The following is an 18,552-nucleotide window of genomic DNA, read 5'->3' on the forward strand; positions in this document are numbered from 1 at the left end:
GCTTGTCATATAGGTGTAGCTCCTTTTTCTTTTCATTCGGGAACAAGTCAAAGATCAAAAAATAAAGTGTCTCACAGAGCAAATAAAAAGCTTAAAACACTTTTCCATATGGCTGCCTTGTCAGCAATAAAAATGAAGGGTGAGCTCAGGGATTATTTTGAAAGAAAAATAGCAGAAGGAAAGAACAAAATGACTGTTGTTAATGCTGTAAGAGCAAAATTAATTAACAGGATCTTCGCCTTAATTAGAGAAAACAGGCAATATGAAAAATCCCTTAATTTAACCTTGGTTTATCCATAAGAATATCGGGACTGTGAGGTTTGCTGTGTTATCTCTAAAATTATTTTTAATCGATCATATCGAACCCGGTGTAAGGCACAAGCACGTCGGGGACCTTTATACCGTTCGGCATCTGATAGTTTTCAAGGATCCCTGCCAAAACGCGCGGTAAAGCAAGTGCACTTCCGTTAAGAGTATGGACCAATTCCTTTTTTCCATCTTTGTCTTTATATCTGAGTTTTAATCTGTTCGCCTGGAAGGTTTCAAAATTGGAGCAGGAGCTAATCTCCAGCCAGCGGTCCTGTGCTGTAGAAAAGACCTCAAAGTCATAGGTTAGTGCCGAAGTAAATCCAAGGTCTCCCCCACAAAGGCGCAGGATACGGTATGGAAGTTTTAAATCTCTTAAGATATCCTTGATCTGCTCTACCATTTTATCAAGTGCAGCATAGGAATCTTCGGGCTTTTCGAGCCTTACGATCTCTACCTTGTCGAATTGATGCAGGCGGTTTAATCCCCGCACATGTGCTCCATAAGAACCTGCTTCCCTTCTAAAGCAGGGTGTATAACCTGTACACGCTATCGGAAGATCGGCTTCGCTCAGCATTTCATCCCTGAACATGTTTGTGATTGGCACCTCGGCCGTTGGAATAAGATAGAGATTATCTTCTGTGACATGATACATCTGCCCTTCCTTATCGGGCAGCTGACCAGTCCCATAACCGGAAGCCTCATTAACCATTAGCGGCATCTGAAATTCGGTATATCCTGCTGCAACATTCTTATCTAAAAAGTAAGAAATAAGAGCTCTTTGCAGGCGAGCACCTTTTCCTTTATAAACCGGAAAACCTGCACCTGTGATCTTGTTACCCAACTCAAAATCTATGATATCATATTTTTTCGCCAGTTCCCAGTGCGGCAGGGAATCTGCTGCCAGGACAGGCACTTCTCCTTCTTTAAACACCTCAACGTTATCTGCTTCTGATGAACCTGCAGGTACTATTTCGTTGGGAATATTGGGAATGTTGTACAACTGCCTGTTTAACGCCATTGTGGTGTTTGCAAGCTTCTCTGCAAGTTCTTTTGTTGTTTCCTTCAGGTCAACAGTTTGCTGCTTAAGTTGATTTGCCTTCAGGTGTTCTCCAGTCTTAAATAGCATTCCTATTTCCTTGGAAAGACGATTAGATTCGGCTAATTTTTCATCCAGTTCTGCCTGTGTGGAACGACGTGTTTCGTCAAGCTCCAGCACTTCAGAAAAAATCTCTTCAGCATCAAAATTTCTCTTTTTCAAAGCGGCGATATATGCCTCTTTATTCGCCCTGATATTGGCTACCTGTAACATAGTATTTGTTTTTGAAGATTTGCCGGAGTGGCATTTCCGGGTAAAGGAACAAAAATAACAAAAGCCCTTTAAACATTAGTCTATAGAAGATGGTAAAATCCAGTCATGATGCCGAAAATGATCCCATTCTTCGTCTGCAAGATTTACCTTTGAATCTATAAAATTCTGAAATGGCCTGCCGTTGACACTTACTTTACTGTCCACATAAATCTCTACTTCTTTACCATCCTGCTCAAATTCTTCTTCCAACCGCTGGGCGAATTGCCAGATCATATCGGGTTTGGAAGGAAGCGCCCGCATTTGTTTAGGCGAAAGATATTTGCTGTTCTGAATGAAAATGGTATCCTGCGGCCTTTCCCTGTCTACCACCTTATACTGGATTAGCCCTGATTTTGATCTTAACATCATACGCCAGCTTAGCCTGTGGCCTTCTTCTGTCCACAATACATCATCCTGAATGAACCAGTGTCTTACGGGAAGAGTGATCTGCACCAGGAGCCATATACCAAGAAAACCAATAATTAAATTGCGGTAAGGCGGGACTTTTATCTCACCTGCTGAATAATATGGTTTCTTCCAAAGAAAATATTGGTTGATCTTTTTCGAAGAAAAGAAGAATAAAGTGAAAGCCAGGGCCAGGTAAGGAAATATCCCAATATGGAAAATGGCACTATTAAAAAGGTGAAAAAATACAGCTGCAAAAAAGGCAAAAAGACGGGTCCTTTTCCACAACAGTAAAGGGATGATCAACAGGTCAAAAAGAAAACCAAACCAGGCGATACTAAGGTGCACCCAGTCCTGCTGAAGAAGATCACCCACCAGCCAGTATTGTTCTCGTGCCTTCATTAGAATAGCAGGCAATGTTCCATCCAGCCAGTCTGGGTAAAGCTTGGCTATGGCAGCATAGGTATAGAGGATCCATAACTGAAGTACGATCAACAGCCAGATCCAGCGGGGCATACTTATTTCCTTTATTTGGGGATTTCTCCAGGCGTCTACCGAAGCATATTTGTGCGCGGGAAACAGAACCATGAGAAAACAGAGCAGCATTAACAGGTAATAATGGTTGTTGTAGGATGATTTTTGCATCAGGTAAACCGCTGCCCACATGATCGCATACATGAAAATGCTGAACCTGTATTTGAACCCAAGCATAACAAAGAGTCCGAACACTCCCATTACTCCGTAGTACCAGAGCATTCCGTTTCCGGGCAATGGCTGCAGAAATTCAAAACCAATAAAGCTAAAGGTGAATTGCGGTTCCATGAACGCACGGCGAATCCAACCGGTAAAAATAGCTCCGAAAGCTTCCGCAGCCAGAAGAATTCCGAAAATGATCCGGAAAACTATGAGTGCGGAATTATCAATCCTTCGAAAAAGCCATTTATTCAGCATGATTGTCCCTAATGTATTGCATACTAAAAGCTTTATCCTGTTTCATAGCAGTTTTTAGTTGGTCAATACTATCGAATTTTTTCTCATCCCGTATGCGTGTGAGCAGTTCTATAGAAAGATACTTACCATAAAGATCTTTATTCAGATCGAAGAAGTTCGTTTCTATGGTCTTTTCTGTACCGCCTACAGTCGGATTAGTTCCAATACTCATCATTCCAAAGACTTCTTCGCCGTCAATAACAGATCTCACCACGTAAACCCCGTTTTTCGGAATAAGCTTATATGTCTCCTCAATCTTTAAGTTTGCAGTAGGAAATTCAAATTCTTTACCCAGGCCTTTGCCTTTTACAACAGTTCCTGCCAGAGAGAAAGGGTAACTGAGATAGCGATTCGCTTTTTCAACTCTACCTTCAAGCAGGGCATTTCTAATCTTGGTAGAGCTAACCGCCACATCCTCCACGTCCTGTTTGGAGATCTCCTCTACTTCAAAATCGTATTCTTTTCCGAAATTCCTGAGGTCGTTGATGTCTGCAGTTCTATTACGGCCAAACCGGTGATCGTACCCGATAATGATCTTTTTAGCCTTTAATTTATTGACGAGTATATCTCTCACGAATTCCCTGGAAGAAAGTCGGGAAAATTGCTGTGTGAAGGGATGGATTATAAGGTGATCAATCCCACTTTTTTCAAGAATATTTTTTCTTTCTTCTATGGTATTGATCAGTTTAATATCCGTATCCTTTTGAAGCACCATCCGGGGATGTGGAAAAAAGGTCAATATAGCCGATTCAAGATTTCCCGCCCTGGCGGTACTTACCAGCCTCTCAATAATCTTTTGATGGCCTATATGAACTCCGTCAAAAGTTCCAATGGTAACTACTGTATGATGACTGCTGCTAAATGCATGCGCTCCTTTATGTTCTTTCAAGGCTAATGCTATTTCCCGTTAAAGGTATTCATTGTGTTATTTATTCCTGCCGTTCCAAACGACCGGATCACCTCTGCCGACTTCTCCAATCTCTCTGGCAGTTTCTTCTCTTCCTCTTCTCCCCATTCTCCCAGCACGTAATCTACCTGCCGGCCTTTACTGAACTCATCACTTATTCCGAATCTAAACCGGTTATAATTTGTAGTTCCCAGCTGAGTTTGAATATCTTTTAAGCCATTGTGCCCCCCGTCACTTCCTTTAGTTTTTACCCGAAGGGTTCCGAAAGGTAAATTTAGGTCATCTGTGATGACAAGCAGATGTTCAAGAGGCACTTTTTCTTTTTGAAGCCAGTAATTCACCGCTTTCCCGCTGAGGTTCATGTATGTTGAAGGCTTTAGAAGGATAAAGGTACGGCCCTTGAACTTGTAAGTAGCAATATCTCCCAACTTTTGAGATTCGAATTGCAGACCCTCCTTTTCCGCCAGAAAATCAAGAATCTTAAATCCAATATTATGTCTTGTATGATGATATTTAGGACCGATATTACCCAGCCCGACAATGAGAAACTTTTTCATAGGGGGAATTTCTTCTTCTTTTTCAATTTCTTTTTTTCCGAGAATTCTTCCGAAGAAGCGAAGCATATTTTAGGTTTTGGTAATCGTAAAAATAATAAAAAGCTTTCTTCTAATCTTCAGGGCCCCTACAGGGAATTAGATGCTCCCGGGAATTGTATAAAAAAACATCCCAGACCTTTCGGAATGGGATGTTTATAATATTGATAAAAAGAATTGTTACTCTTTTCCTTCAGTTGCTCCTTCCTGAGTATTCCCTTCGGCTGAAGCTTCTGTTGCCGGTACTTCATCTGCAGGTACTTCTTCTTCCTCATCTTCGGTATCAGCGATAACATTACGGGAAGTTCTAACCTGGCAAACCACAGTATTATCGGGGTGCATGATCTTAAACTTATCACTTTTAAGAGCAGTAACATAAAGTTTATTACCAATCTTAAGCGGAGTGATGTCTGCTTCAATAAAATCTGGAAGATCTCCAGGAAGACCTTTCACTCTCATACGGCGAAGGTTGAATCTCAACACCCCACCATTTTTAACTCCACGTGCAACACCGGTAGTGTGAACAGGAATTTCCATTGAGATCTCTTTATCTTCAAAGATCTGATAGAAATCAATGTGCAAAATAGCATCGGTTACAGGGTGGAACTGGATGTCCTGAAGAACAGCACTAAAGCTTTCTCCGTCTTTTAATTTAATGTCCACTGTATGCACATCTGGTGTGTATACAAGGTCTTTAAAGGCAATCTCATCTGCTGCAAAGTGTAATGGCTCGTCTCCCCCGTATAATACGCAAGGAACCTGTCCAGCATCACGTAAGGCTTTTGTAGCTTTCTTGCCTACGCTTTCTCTTTTAGATCCGTTGATCGTAATTGATTTCATTGTTAAAAATTTTAGGCTGCAAAAGTAAATCTTTTTTTTCAGCTATTAAAAGCCTGAAGCCTAATTATTTCAAACAATCTGAAAAAGGCATTTTAGAAGACAAAAATTCCGCCCGACCCAATTCACTTCGTACTTCTAACCTCTAACTTCGATCTACATGATGAATTTCGAGCTGATGGACCTGTTATTATGCACACGGTTCATCACATCTGCAAAAAGATCGGCGCATGTGACCACTCTTATCTTTCTACTCTCTTTTTTCAGCGGAATTGAATCGGTGACGATTAGTTCCAGTAATTTTGAATTTTCAATGCGCTCATAGGCTTCGCCTGAAAGTACAGGGTGAGTACAAATAGCTCTTACACTCAAAGCCCCCCGCTCCATCATTACGTCGGCAGCTTTGGTTAAGGTTCCCGCAGTATCAACCATATCATCTACAAGTACTACATTACGCCCCTCAACATTTCCAATAAGCTCCATGTGAGTGATCGTATTGGCTTTTGCCCTTTGTTTATAACAAATTACCACATCACTTTCCATAGTTTTGGAATAGGCATAGGCTCTTTTAGATCCTCCCATATCGGGGGATGCAATGGTGAGATTTTGCAGATTAAGACTGCGCAGGTACGGAAGAAAGACAGTTGAAGCAAAAAGATGATCTACAGGTTTCTCAAAAAAGCCCTGGATCTGGTCAGCATGAAGATCCATGGTTATTATTCGGGTGGCTCCCGCAGTTTCAAGCATTTTTGCCACTAGTTTAGCGGCAATAGGTACCCGTGGCTTATCTTTCCGATCCTGCCTGGCCCATCCATAATAGGGAATAACTGCAGTAATATGCCTGGCAGATGCTCTTTTGGCAGCGTCAAGCATGAGCAATAGCTCCATTAGGTGATCTGATCCCGGGTGAGTGGATCCAATAATAAAGACTCTTGAACCTCTTACAGATTCTTCAAAGGAAGGTTGAAACTCTCCGTCACTGTAGGTAGAGGTGATAACATTGCCCAATTTAGAACCATAGGATTCAGCTATTTTCTGGGCAAGATCGCGGCTTTGATTGCAGGAAAAGATCTTAACTGCGGTGGAAACTTCAGACATTGGTTGTGGTGTTGTTTGTTGTTGCCCTGCAAATTTAGAAATTAATTCTTAGCCTGAAGGTTTAGCAGTTACAGATTAGCTGTAAGATGAAAAACTTTTTAAGCGAGGTTTTCAAAAAGAAAAGAGCCTCAAAAATCAAATTTCTGAGGCTCTTGTACCTTGGGCGGGAATCGAACCCGCACGTCCGAAGACACTGGATTTTGAATCCAGCGCGTCTACCAGTTCCGCCACCAAGGCATAATCATTTCAATTTGTTCCGAACTTCTTTTAATTTTTCTTTACCTATCCCCATTTCCAATATTTTTCTCTTCCTCTTGCTTCCAATCGAGAAGTGTAAATCTCGGAATAAATTAACTGAAAAGGTCTGTAATTTCTGGTGGTTTTCTCCTTTCCAGAATTGTGCTGTTGCATCCTCCTTTCCAGATCTGAGGTCAAACCTACATAAATGTAGTTCTTTTCAATGCCAGATAAAGCATAAACGTAAAACATACAAAGAACTTTGCTCCAGCGCGCCTGCCTGCCGGCAGGCAGGTCTACCAATTCCGCCCTGCCTGCCGGCAGGCAGGCACCAAGGCGAGTGGAGGGCAAAAGTAATAATTTTTTCTTTTCACCTATAAAATTTCAAGGAATTAATTCTATGTCGGCAGGAACCACTTCATTTTCTTATCCCTTTGCGCATCTTCGCAAGAAATTGTAAATTTCGCGGCATATCACACGCTCCCTATGTCACAATTCTGGTTGTATTTTCGCTTAGGCCTGGAACATGTCCTGGACTGGAACGCCTATGATCATATTTTGTTTTTAATAGTTCTGGTGGCCTCTTATTCATTTTTTTCATGGATCCGGGTTTTCTGGCTGGTCACCATTTTCACTCTGGGCCATACAATTTCTTTAATACTTTCAACCTATGATATCGTAAGGGTTGATAGCTCCTGGGTGGAATTTTTGATTCCGGTTACAATTTTGGTTACTGCAATATTTAACATGGTCAATGCAAAGAAGAGAGAGAATAAAAACAACATCAGTGTTCTTTATCTCACGACCGCATTCTTCGGAATCATTCACGGCCTTGGTTTTTCCACCTATTTCAAAATGATCGCCGCAGGAACCAAAAGTAAATTTCTACCCCTGCTCGAATTTGCTTTGGGTATAGAAATTGCACAGATCATTGTGGTTTTGGCTGTGCTCATCCTCGCCTTTCTGCTACAAAATGTACTGGGAGTCAAACGCAGGGATTGGATTTTAGTAGTATCGGCCATTGTTATTGGTATTGTGCTGCCAATTTTAAAAGAAAATTATCTTGCGCTATAGAAAATTTAACTTTCCTTTATTGGTTTAAATTCAGGCTTGCAATACATTAGTAAAGTTCAAATTTTCAGCAACTTAAGAGCTTCCTGTACTTGCAGCCATTATTAAAAATTATGCAGAGAACGAAGCAATTAAAATTTGACAAAGCCTACCTTAGAATTGCAAGGGAATGGGGCAAACTTTCCCACTGTAATAGAAAACAGGTTGGCGCGCTTATTGTGAAAGACAGAATGATAATTTCTGACGGATATAACGGAACCCCAACAGGTTTTGAAAATCCGTGTGAGGACGAAGAGGGTTATACTAAATGGTATGTTCTGCATGCAGAGGCCAATGCCATATTAAAAGTTGCCGGCTCTACACAATCCTGTAAGGGAGCTACTTTGTATATCACCATGTCACCCTGCAAGGAATGCAGTAAATTAATTCACCAGTCCGGAATTACCCGCCTGGTGTATAATATTGATTATAAAGACAACTCGGGATTAGATTTTTTAGAAAAAGCCGGGGTTGAAATAGAACAAATAAGTCAGCTGGATAGTTGAAAAACAGGAATAACAAATATTTACCCTTACTACTGGGATTCGCCTGCGCCATTGGGGTGCTATTAGGTGCTGCACTTGATTTTTCCAGTTACACCTCCAGTTCGTTTTTAAAACCAAACAAAAAGAAGGAAAAGCTGGCAAGGCTCATTGACTATATTGAATACGAGTACGTTGACGAGGTGGATATGGACAGTATCGTAGATGTAACCGTAAACGGGATTCTTACAGATCTTGACCCACATTCGGTTTATATTCCGCAGCAGGAATATGTCAATCTCAGCGCCAGTATGAAAGGAGATTTTGTGGGTATTGGGGTAAGCTTCCGCAACATTAATGATACAATTGCGGTCATTCAAACTATTGAAGGCGGTCCCAGTGAAAGAGTCGGGATCAAAGGTGGAGATCGCATCCTCTATGCTAACGGAGAACCTCTTTTCGATTCAAATATTAGTGAAGATTCGATTACAAGTAAATTAAAAGGTGAAGAAAATACGAGGGTTGTTTTAAAAGTCTATCGTAAAGGGAACCCCGAACTATTGGAATTTGATGTAAAAAGGGGCCGCGTAGCTCTTAAAAGTGTCGATGCCGCTTATATGCTTTCTGAAGAGCTGGGCTATATTAAGATCAACCGCTTTGCTGAATCTACCTATAAAGAATTCAAAGAAAGTTTGCTACAGCTAAAAAAACAGGGAGCAACAAAAATCGCACTGGATCTTCGAAACAATCCGGGCGGTTATCTTGCTGAAGCTACCAAAATTGTAGATGAATTTCTTCCGGACAAGAAACTTGTTCTTATTACCAAGAATAAAAAAGGTGCTATAGAAAAAACTTACTCCACAAAAGAGGGAGATTTTGAGACCGGGGAACTTTACGTACTTATTAATGAGAATTCGGCATCGGCCAGCGAGATCATTGCCGGGGCATTACAGGATAATGACAAGGGAGTGATCATTGGAAGAAGGTCCTTTGGCAAAGGTCTTGTACAAAGGGAAATGGCTTTAGGTGACGGCAGCGCAGTACGTTTAACCATCGCTCGTTATTACACCCCCACAGGCCGGTCCATTCAGCGCCCGTACAATAATGGTAGTGAAGAATATTTTAATGACTACCTCAATCGCTATAAGAACGGTGAATTACAGAGCGCAGACAATATCCAGGTAGACGACTCCCTCAAATATGTTACTCCCGAAGGTAAAGTAGTCTACGGCGGTGGCGGGATAATTCCTGATATCTTTATACCTAAGGACACCAATTTTGAGAAGCAGAGTCTTAACCTGATGCTTAGAAATGGTTACATGGACGGTTTTATATTTGAAGTTCTCGAAAAAAACAGGGACTACTATAATGCTCTGAGCTATGAAGAATTTATGCAGAGAGAAATGATCTCTGACCAGATTATAAATGATTTCAGAGCTTTTATGCAGCGGGAAAATTTTGATGTGAAATTCTCTAATTACAGGCCGGTACTAAAAAGGTATTTAAAAGCTGCAATGGCTCAGCAATTGTTTGGAAGTACTGCTTTTGAACAGATCCTGAATGAAGAAGATCCTGCAATTGATAAAGTAAAAGAACTGGCCGCCGGTAATACCTCCTTCAGGAAGTAACTTTTAAATTTTACCGGAAACTTCTATTCCCTCTTCCATTTCCGAGCCGGGAAATATCTATTTACGGCTACTCCACTTCCTTCAGAAGTTATTTGCTCCGGGTTTCCGCCTAAATTATTATATGATTATAAGCAGCTGGGGAATACCTCTCAAAAATGCCCTTTTCGGGACCTATACTTTTTAAAAAAAAATGCGGTTTTTTTAGCTTAAAGGAAAAACATCTTTATCTGGAGTTCCGCAAATAAAAAATCGTAATCCTTTCTAGCTCCTGAAAGATCTTCAAAAAGACCTAAACCCGGCAGACATTACTCCTGAGATTTTTCAGAAATAGAGCGTGACATTAAAAGGATAACCATAAGAACCACCACGATGCTGGAAGCAAGGATTCCAATTAGAGCTGTTTTACTATCTCCCGCAAAGGCATTTTGAAAATCAAGAAAAGTAAAATTATAAATGATCAGCCCGGTGGCAAGAACGATTAATAAATAAATAAAGGCTTTCATATAAACAGACTCTTAATATTGGTAGCAAATAATTTTACGGCAATTGCCAGAAGAATGACCCCAAAAATCTTTCGGATCACGTTGATTCCCTGTCTTCCTAGAAACCTTTCAATTTTTCCCGAAGACTTAAGGACTATATAGACAAAAATAATATTTATAATAATGGCTGCAATAATATTAACAGTCGCATATTCCGCTCTTAGGGAAAGTATGGAGGTCATAGTTCCCGCACCTGCTATTAAAGGGAAAGCCAGTGGAACAACAGCAGCAGTTTCGGGCGCTTCATCTTTATAGAGCGTTATCCCAAGAATCATTTCAAGAGCCAGAAAAAATAAGATCAAGGCACCTGCAACCGCAAAGGAATTTACATCGATCCCAATAAGGTTAAGTATTTCTTTCCCTACAAACAAAAAGGCTATCATGAGCAAACCTGCCACCACTGTAGCCTTTTCACTTTGAATATGTCCTGCTTTTTTCCTTAAATCAATGATTATGGGAATACTGCCAATGATATCAATTACTGCAAAAAGGATCATAGTTGCAGTCGCAATTTCCCTAAAATTAAATTCCATCACAAAAAAACTAGCCTGCAAAAGTACTTTGAATTAAAAGATTTCAAATTATTCTTAGATAATTTTAACAGAATAAGACTTTTGGTTTAGCTTCGGAAAGCTGCCCGAAAAATTTATCTTTGCCGCATGTTTCAGCTTGGAAAAACGATTATTTCTGAAGAGATCCTTAAAAAGGATTTTGTTTGTAACCTTTCGGCCTGTAAAGGAGCATGTTGTATTGCAGGCGATGCAGGCGCTCCTCTTGAAGAGTCAGAAACCGGAATTCTTGATGACATTTACCCCAAAGTAAAGCCTTACCTGCGGAAGGAAGGCATTGAGGCAATTGAAAAACAGGGCACTTCGGTCATTGGAGAAGACGGCGAGTACGAAACTCCGCTTATAGACGGGGCAGATTGTGCCTATGTCACCTTTGACAACAAAGGAACAGCCCTTTGCGGAATTGAGGAAGCTTATAACCAGGGAGATATTGACTGGAAGAAACCTGTTTCCTGCCACCTTTATCCTGTACGCACCCAGGATTACTCAGAATTTTCTGCAGTGAATTATCACCACTGGTATATCTGCGACGACGCCTGCACCCTTGGAAAAGAACTACAGGTCCCCGTATATAAATTTGTTAAAGATGCTCTTATCAGAAAGTTTGGTGAAGACTGGTATGCCGAGCTTGAAAAAATCGCTGAGAAACAAAAAGAGCAGGAGACTTAATATCATATTTAATTTTTTTAGCCCACCACATCAAACAAATGATCTTTTGATCAATGTAGCGTTAAATGCTGCTAAAAAGTTTCATTACCTCTCAAAAAGTCTATTTTTCATTATCTTTATTTTAAACTAAAAAATCATGGAAAACAGGCGAAATTTTATCAAAAAATCCGGATTAGTTCTTGCTGCCACAGCTCTGCCTTTTCCTGGTTTTTTATTTGGAGCAGAAAAGAAAAAATTGGGTGTAGCCCTTGTGGGTCTGGGTGGTTACAGTACAAATCAACTGGCTCCTGCCCTACAGGAAACAGAGCACTGTGAACTCCGTGGGATTGTAACCGGAAGTCCGCACAAAATCCCACAATGGCAGGAAAAATATGGAATTCCAGATTCCAATGTTTACAACTATGAGAACATGCACGAGATCGCCAATAATGATGACATTGATGTGATCTATATAGTCCTGCCGAACTCCATGCATGCTAAGTATACCATTATTGCAGCTAATGCAGGAAAACATGTGTGGTGTGAAAAACCTATGGCAATGAATGCTGAAGAATGTCGGCAAATGATCGAAGCCTGTGAAAAGAATAAAGTAAAACTCGCCATAGGATACCGCCTCCAGCATGAAAAAAATAACCGCCTTATGATGAAGTGGGCCGAAACCACTCCTTATGGACCAATACAGAAATTAACAGGCGAGGCAGGTTTCTTCAGCAGAAATCCCGGCTGGCGTGCGGTGGAAGAAATGGGAGGCGGTGCTATGTATGACATGGGAGTTTATCCACTCAATACCTCCCGCTACACCACCGGCCGTGAACCCATAGCTGTTTCGGCCAGATCATCCACCAGCAGACCACAGGTTTTTAGTGAAGTGGATGAAACAATGGAATTTACACTGGAATTCCCCGACGGAATTAAAGCTCACTGCCGCACCAGCTTTGGAGAAAGCATGAACAAACTTGAGGTTAGCTGCCGTGACGGGTCCTATTACCTTCAACCTTTTCAGTCTTACAGTGGTGTAAAAGGAGGAACGAGCGACGGCAAAGTTCTGGAGCCAATGAGAAAAAATCAGCAGGCTTTACAAATGGATGATGATGCTCTGGCTATTCTAAATAACAAGCCTTTAATTGTACCCGGAGAAGAAGGTTTAAAAGACATTATTGTGCTGGAAAAGATATACGAATCGGCTGCGAAAAATGGGCAAAGAGTAAAAATATAAACCTTCCAAAAATGCCATTTTTGGCACCTCTTTATTTCCGGATTTCAGGAAGAAATAATTCCGTTTCTTAATTGCTTTAACAATTCTTAAAACATTTATATACAGAGAGATATATTGAAAGGTTAACAATCCTTCAGTAACAATTTCTATTTATCGTGTTGAAAACTTTGTTGAAAAGCTTTCTGCGCCTGTAGGAGAAAATCTTACATAAATTCCAATATTTGTTACTGTCATTATTACCAAGACCAACCAAACTTAATATATCATGGCCCAGTTAGAACCCATTTTGCAGGAGAACAAGGATAGATTTGTGATCTTCCCCATTAAACATCACGACATCTGGGATTGGTACAAAAAAATGGAAGCAAGTTTCTGGACTGCAGAAGAAATAGATCTGCACCAGGACCTTACTGACTGGAACCACAAATTAACGTCTGATGAAAGATATTTCATCAAACACATTCTTGCCTTTTTTGCCGCATCTGATGGGATCGTCAATGAGAATTTAGCCGAGAACTTCGTAAATGAAGTTCAGTATTCTGAAGCTAAATTCTTCTACGGATTCCAGATCATGATGGAGAACATCCATTCTGAAACCTACTCCCTGCTCATCGACACCTACGTTAAGGATGAGAAGGAAAAAAATCAGCTTTTTAAAGCTATAGAAGTATTCCCCGCTATTCAGAAGAAGGCCCAATGGGCCCTTAAGTGGATAGAATCGGATTCTTTTGCTGAAAGGCTTATCGCTTTTGCAGCTGTGGAGGGAATATTCTTTTCGGGCGCCTTCTGCTCTATCTTCTGGCTGAAGAAACGCGGATTAATGCCCGGCCTTACCTTCTCTAACGAATTGATCTCAAGAGACGAAGGCGTGCATTGCGATTTCGCCGTTCACCTGCACAATAACCACCTGGTGAACAAGGTGCCAAAAGAACGAATTAGAGCGATCATTGTTGACGCTTTGAATATCGAAAGGGAATTTATTACTGAATCCCTTCCGGTGAGTCTCATTGGCATGAACTCAAAACTCATGACCCAGTACCTGGAATTTGTTGCCGACCGACTATTGGTAGAACTCGAATGTGAGAAGGAATACGGCACTGCAAATCCATTTGACTTTATGGATATGATCAACCTGCAGGGAAAAACCAACTTCTTTGAAAAAAGAGTCGGGGAATATCAGAAAGCAGGCGTGATGAATAAAGACAAAGACGCCGACAAAATCAGCTTCGACGCAGATTTTTAGACCAGCCCCCTAACCCCCGAAGGGGGAATATTTTAGCTTCACATAGTGAAGCACCTTTCAATAAATCGCTCATGCCTCCTCCCATTGGGGAGGGCGGGAGGGGCCTTAAACCTTCAGTTATGTTTGTAGAAAAAAGAGACGGCCGCAGAGAACCTATTATGTTTGACAAGATCACAGCCCGTATTAAGAAGCTGTGTTATGGATTGAACGTACTCGTTGACCCTGTAAAGGTGGCGATGCGGGTAATAGAAGGCCTCTACGATGGCGTCACTACCAGCGAACTTGACAATCTGGCAGCTGAGATCGCAGCTACCATGACTACCTCTCATCCCGATTATGCTAAGCTGGCGGCAAGGATCTCTGTCTCTAACCTGCACAAGAACACAAAAAAGAGCTTTTCTGAAGTCATGACCGATCTCTATGAATATGTGAACCCGCGGACAAATCAAAAGGCGCCACTAATTGCCGATGATGTTTACGAGGTTATTCAGAACAATAAGGACCTGCTGGATTCCACGATAATCTACAATAGAGACTTCCAATACGATTACTTCGGATTCAAAACTCTGGAACGTTCCTATCTGCTGAAGATCAACGGCAAGATCGCTGAGAGACCTCAGCATATGCTTATGCGGGTTTCTGTGGGAATTCATCCCGATAACATGGAAGCCGCCATTGAGACTTACGAGCTCATGTCGAAGAAATTCTTCACACATGCCACTCCTACTCTCTTCAATGCGGGAACTCCGAAGCCGCAAATGTCTTCCTGTTTTCTGCTCACTATGAAAGATGACAGCATCGACGGCATTTATGACACGCTGAAGCAAACGGCGAAGATATCGCAATCTGCCGGCGGAATTGGCTTATCGATCCACAACGTAAGAGCTACGGGTTCATATATTTCAGGAACTAACGGAACTTCAAACGGCATTGTTCCCATGCTTCGGGTGTTTAATGACACTGCGAGATATGTAGATCAGGGCGGCGGAAAGCGGAAAGGTTCCTTTGCGATTTACGTAGAGCCATGGCATGCCGATATCTTTGATTTCCTGGACCTGAAAAAGAATCACGGAAAAGAAGAAATGCGTGCACGCGACCTTTTTTATGCGATGTGGGTGCCCGATCTTTTCATGAAGCGTGTGGAAGCCAATGAGCACTGGACACTCATGTGTCCGCACGAATGCCCCGGACTTTATGATATCCACGGAGATGAATTCGAAGAACTTTATTTAAAATATGAAGCCGAGGGTAAAGGCCGCAAAAGCATAAAAGCCCGGGAGCTGTGGGAAAAGATCCTTGAATCACAGATCGAAACCGGAACGCCTTATATGCTTTACAAGGATTCCGCAAACAGGAAATCTAATCAGCAGAATTTGGGTACCATCCGTTCTTCAAACCTTTGTACAGAAATCCTTGAATATACGAGCGAAGATGAAGTTGCAGTTTGTAACCTGGCATCCATTGCGCTGCCAATGTTCATCAAAGGCAATGAATTTGATCATAAAGAGCTATTCAGGATCACCAAAAGAGTGACCAGAAACCTGAACAAGGTGATCGACCGGAACTATTATCCGGTGAAGGAGGCCGAAAATTCCAATTTCAGGCATCGTCCTGTAGGGCTTGGAGTCCAGGGATTGGCAGATACCTTTATTAAACTAAGGCTTCCATTCACAAGTGATGCAGCAAAAAAACTGAATCAGGAGATCTTTGAGACGCTTTATTTTGCTGCCGTTACCGCATCCATGGAAATGGCCAAAGAAGAGGGCGCTTATTCTACCTATAAAGGTTCACCTATGAGTAAAGGTCAGTTTCAGTTCAACCTGTGGGGGATCAATGATGAAGACCTCAGCGGAAGATGGGACTGGGCAAAACTGAGAAAACAAGTACTTAAAAATGGCGTTCGTAACTCTCTTTTAGTAGCGCCAATGCCTACTGCTTCGACCTCGCAGATCCTTGGGAACAACGAAGCTTTTGAACCATACACTTCAAATATTTACACCCGCCGCGTACTTTCGGGAGAATTTATTGTGGTAAACAAGCACCTGTTGGAAGACCTTGTGGAAAGAAATCTGTGGACAGAGGATGTCAAAAATGCCATTTTACGATCCAATGGTTCTGTACAGAATATCGATGTAATTCCTGAAGATCTTAAAGAGCTCTATAAAACAGTTTGGGAATTGAGCATGAAAGACATTATCGACATGTCCCGTCACAGAGGATATTTTATCGATCAGTCGCAATCGCTCAACCTGTTCATGGAGAATGCGAATTATTCTAAACTCACTTCCATGCATTTTTACGCCTGGAAAAGCGGACTCAAAACCGGAATGTATTACCTGCGGACTAAAAGTGCTGTGGATGCCATCAAATTCACTCTGGCGAAGGAGGAAAAGAAAGAAGAAATTCCTGCGGAAACATCTAAACCTGTAGCTGTGCCCGTACCCGAAGGAACTTCTTTGAGTCCGGAGGAATTACGTGCCCTCATCGCCAGCTCCAGGGAAGCTGAAGGGGATGATTGTTTAATGTGCGGATCTTAGGAGTATTGAGTAGTTAGTATTGAGTATTGAGAAGCGATTTTGAAGTCATTGGAAAGGAAATGTCAAGCTGAGCCCGACCGTAGAGAGGAAAAGTCGAAGCCTTGAAAACCCTGATGTTAAATGAATCTATGGAAATGTTTAAGACCTTTTCCCGCTGATCTCGCAGATATGCGCAGAAAAAAAATCTCACTAAATTTTCTCGCCAAGTCCGCAAATATTTTGTGAAGGACGCCAAGAATTAATTCTTTTCTGCACTATTAATTTTTTTCTTCCCGAGCTCTGCGTGAAATAAAACGCAATTTCAGCTCTTCCATTTAATCTCCAAAATTGGAATTTGGTGCTTGGTGCTCGGTGCTTGGTGCTTGGAATTTTGTGTTTACATTTATTATTCCTGTTAATTGATAATTGTTAATTGCTCATTGTTTATTTTTGAGCCTTAGTGAAAAAATTAAGCAAATGATGAATTGGGAGCAGCTGCTTTCGCTTAGAAAAGCTGGAGATACAAATAAGAGGTTAAGAAAAGAACAAAATGCTACCCGGTTAGGTTTTGAAGTAGATTATGACAGGATCATTTTTTCTTCAGCTTTTCGAAGTCTGCAGGATAAAACGCAGGTGATTCCGCTTTCCAAGACAGATTTTGTCCACACGCGGCTCACTCACAGTTTGGAAGTCTCTGTAGTTGGCAGGTCTCTTGGCCGACTGGCGGGACAGAAGATCCTGGAGAAGCATCCGCAGTTGGAGAAAACCCATGGCTATCAAATGAACGACTTCGGTGCCATTGTAGCAGCTGCAGCATTAGCACATGATATTGGGAATCCGCCGTTTGGACATTCGGGGGAGAAAGCCATTGGAGAATATTTCAGCAATGGGAATGGAAAGAGATTTAAAGATCTTCTGACTCCTGAGCAGTACCAGGATCTTACAAAATTTGAAGGTAATGCCAATGGTTTTAAGATCCTTACAGAAGACAGGCCCGGTATTCCCGGAGGCATCAGGCTTTCTTACGCTACTTTGGGAGCTTTTATAAAATATCCGAAGGAATCGCTTCCGCATAAACCCACATCCCGTATAGCCGATAAAAAATTCGGAATATTTCAGTCTGAAAAAGCCTTTTTTGAGGAGGTAGCAAATGAGCTTGGCCTTATCTCCACGGGCAGCGGAAAAAATCTCAGCTACTGCAGGCATCCGCTGGCATTTCTAGTAGAAGCGGCCGATGATATTTGCTATACGATCATAGATTTTGAAGACGGCATCAACCTGGGGCTTATTCAGGAGGAATATGCTTTAGAATACCTCATCAACCTGGTAAAGGATTCCATCATCACCAAAAAATATCACAATCTGCAAACCCGTGCAGACAGGTTAAGCTACCTGCGTGCATTGGCCATTAATACTTTACTCACCGAGGCAGTGGAGATCTTTATGGCCAATGAAGAGGCTATCCTAAAAGGGGATTTTCATGAGGCTCTTTTTGACAGGAGTAAGTATGAAGCCCAGATCACCGACATCATCAAGATAAGCATAGATAAGATTTACCAGAGCGAAGAAGTGGTAAGCAAGGAAATTGCCGGTTACCAAATGCTTTCTCACCTTCTCGACACTTATACAGGAGCGCTGCTACCCCGGGATGGTGTGCAAACGAACTACGACAGGCTTGTTCTTAAACTGATTCCTGAAGCGGAACATTTTGGGGATATGCCAGTTTACGATAAGCTGATAAAAGTATGTAGTTACATCTCCTCCCTCACAGACAGTAACATAGTTTCATCTTTCAAAAAATTCAAAGGTCTTAAAATTTAATTTTTCGTATTTTGCCATACAGGTTTCGGCTG

18 protein-coding genes and 1 tRNA gene are annotated in these 18,552 nt (G+C 41.6%); 9 read left to right on the top strand and 10 right to left on the bottom strand.

The features are described 5' to 3' along the window. A partial coding sequence (locus tag G564_RS0102205) for a transposase (RefSeq protein WP_029036218.1) occupies positions 1-300 on the top strand: 300 nt, incomplete at its 5' end. A 46-nt stretch (positions 301-346) separates the two neighbouring features. Here G564_RS0102205 and serS read toward each other — a convergent pair. From serS to G564_RS18360, 8 genes are all read right to left on the bottom strand, one after another. Then, complete coding sequence (gene serS / locus G564_RS0102210; RefSeq protein WP_029036219.1) at positions 347-1,618, bottom strand: serine--tRNA ligase; 1,272 nt, start codon at positions 1,616-1,618, stop codon at positions 347-349. A gap of 75 nt (positions 1,619-1,693) precedes the next feature. Next, the gene (locus G564_RS0102215; protein WP_029036220.1) at positions 1,694-3,013 is read right to left on the bottom strand and encodes an HTTM domain-containing protein; all 1,320 of its coding nucleotides are present in this window, start codon (positions 3,011-3,013) and stop codon (positions 1,694-1,696) included. Further along, complete coding sequence (locus tag G564_RS0102220; RefSeq protein ID WP_029036221.1) at positions 3,003-3,941, bottom strand: bifunctional riboflavin kinase/FAD synthetase; 939 nt, start codon at positions 3,939-3,941, stop codon at positions 3,003-3,005. Before G564_RS0102220 ends, G564_RS0102215 begins: the two co-directional genes overlap by 11 nt. Positions 3,942-3,949: 8 nt before the next feature. After that, positions 3,950-4,582 carry an aminoacyl-tRNA hydrolase gene (pth, locus tag G564_RS0102225; protein ID WP_029036222.1) on the bottom strand — a complete coding sequence of 211 codons (633 nt, stop codon included), beginning with the start codon at positions 4,580-4,582 and terminating at the stop codon, positions 3,950-3,952. Between the two features lie 150 nt (positions 4,583-4,732). Next, positions 4,733-5,392 (bottom strand): 50S ribosomal protein L25/general stress protein Ctc, encoded by a 660-nt coding sequence (locus G564_RS0102230; protein WP_029036223.1) that lies wholly within the window; start codon positions 5,390-5,392, stop codon positions 4,733-4,735. 153 nt (positions 5,393-5,545) lie between these two features. Further along, complete coding sequence (locus G564_RS0102240; RefSeq protein WP_029036224.1) at positions 5,546-6,487, bottom strand: ribose-phosphate pyrophosphokinase; 942 nt, start codon at positions 6,485-6,487, stop codon at positions 5,546-5,548. 155 nt (positions 6,488-6,642) lie between these two features. Continuing rightward, positions 6,643-6,724 (bottom strand) — tRNA-Leu (locus tag G564_RS0102245). A 45-nt stretch (positions 6,725-6,769) separates the two neighbouring features. Continuing rightward, positions 6,770-7,075 (bottom strand): GIY-YIG nuclease family protein, encoded by a 306-nt coding sequence (locus G564_RS18360; RefSeq protein WP_245583648.1) that lies wholly within the window; start codon positions 7,073-7,075, stop codon positions 6,770-6,772. Between the two features lie 135 nt (positions 7,076-7,210). On the opposite strand from G564_RS18360, the gene G564_RS0102255 reads away from it, so the two are divergent. The 3 genes from G564_RS0102255 (at position 7,211) to G564_RS0102265 (ending at position 9,944) form a co-directional block, all read left to right on the top strand. Then, positions 7,211-7,798: a HupE/UreJ family protein gene (locus tag G564_RS0102255; RefSeq protein WP_029036225.1), complete on the top strand. Its 588-nt coding sequence runs from the start codon at positions 7,211-7,213 to the stop codon at positions 7,796-7,798. Between the two features lie 110 nt (positions 7,799-7,908). Further along, positions 7,909-8,340, top strand: coding sequence for a deoxycytidylate deaminase (locus G564_RS0102260; RefSeq protein ID WP_029036226.1), 432 nt, complete (start codon positions 7,909-7,911; stop codon positions 8,338-8,340). After that, positions 8,337-9,944, top strand: coding sequence for a S41 family peptidase (locus G564_RS0102265; RefSeq protein ID WP_029036227.1), 1,608 nt, complete (start codon positions 8,337-8,339; stop codon positions 9,942-9,944). The genes G564_RS0102260 and G564_RS0102265 overlap by 4 nt, the downstream gene beginning before the upstream one ends. Positions 9,945-10,249: 305 nt before the next feature. Here G564_RS0102265 and G564_RS0102270 read toward each other — a convergent pair whose 3' ends face one another. Beyond that, complete coding sequence (locus tag G564_RS0102270; protein ID WP_029036228.1) at positions 10,250-10,447, bottom strand: hypothetical protein; 198 nt, start codon at positions 10,445-10,447, stop codon at positions 10,250-10,252. Beyond that, positions 10,444-11,019 carry a MarC family protein gene (locus G564_RS0102275; protein WP_029036229.1) on the bottom strand — a complete coding sequence of 192 codons (576 nt, stop codon included), beginning with the start codon at positions 11,017-11,019 and terminating at the stop codon, positions 10,444-10,446. The genes G564_RS0102270 and G564_RS0102275 overlap by 4 nt, the downstream gene beginning before the upstream one ends. A gap of 126 nt (positions 11,020-11,145) precedes the next feature. Here G564_RS0102275 and G564_RS0102280 point away from each other — a divergent pair, with 126 nt between their 5' ends. From G564_RS0102280 to G564_RS0102300, 5 genes are all read left to right on the top strand, one after another. Beyond that, the gene (locus G564_RS0102280) at positions 11,146-11,724 is read left to right on the top strand and encodes a DUF3109 family protein (protein ID WP_029036230.1); all 579 of its coding nucleotides are present in this window, start codon (positions 11,146-11,148) and stop codon (positions 11,722-11,724) included. A gap of 136 nt (positions 11,725-11,860) precedes the next feature. After that, positions 11,861-12,940 (top strand): Gfo/Idh/MocA family protein, encoded by a 1,080-nt coding sequence (locus tag G564_RS0102285; RefSeq protein WP_029036231.1) that lies wholly within the window; start codon positions 11,861-11,863, stop codon positions 12,938-12,940. 265 nt (positions 12,941-13,205) lie between these two features. After that, complete coding sequence (locus G564_RS0102290; RefSeq protein WP_029036232.1) at positions 13,206-14,183, top strand: ribonucleotide-diphosphate reductase subunit beta; 978 nt, start codon at positions 13,206-13,208, stop codon at positions 14,181-14,183. Between the two features lie 119 nt (positions 14,184-14,302). Continuing rightward, complete coding sequence (locus tag G564_RS0102295; RefSeq protein ID WP_029036233.1) at positions 14,303-16,720, top strand: ribonucleoside-diphosphate reductase subunit alpha; 2,418 nt, start codon at positions 14,303-14,305, stop codon at positions 16,718-16,720. A 459-nt stretch (positions 16,721-17,179) separates the two neighbouring features. Next, entirely contained in the window at positions 17,180-18,520 is a 1,341-nt protein-coding gene (locus G564_RS0102300; protein ID WP_037373352.1) for a deoxyguanosinetriphosphate triphosphohydrolase, read from the top strand. The last annotated feature ends 32 nt before the right edge of the window (positions 18,521-18,552 follow it).

Source organism: Salinimicrobium xinjiangense DSM 19287 (genome assembly GCF_000423585.1).
GTDB classification, from domain to species: Bacteria; Bacteroidota; Bacteroidia; order Flavobacteriales; family Flavobacteriaceae; genus Salinimicrobium; species Salinimicrobium xinjiangense.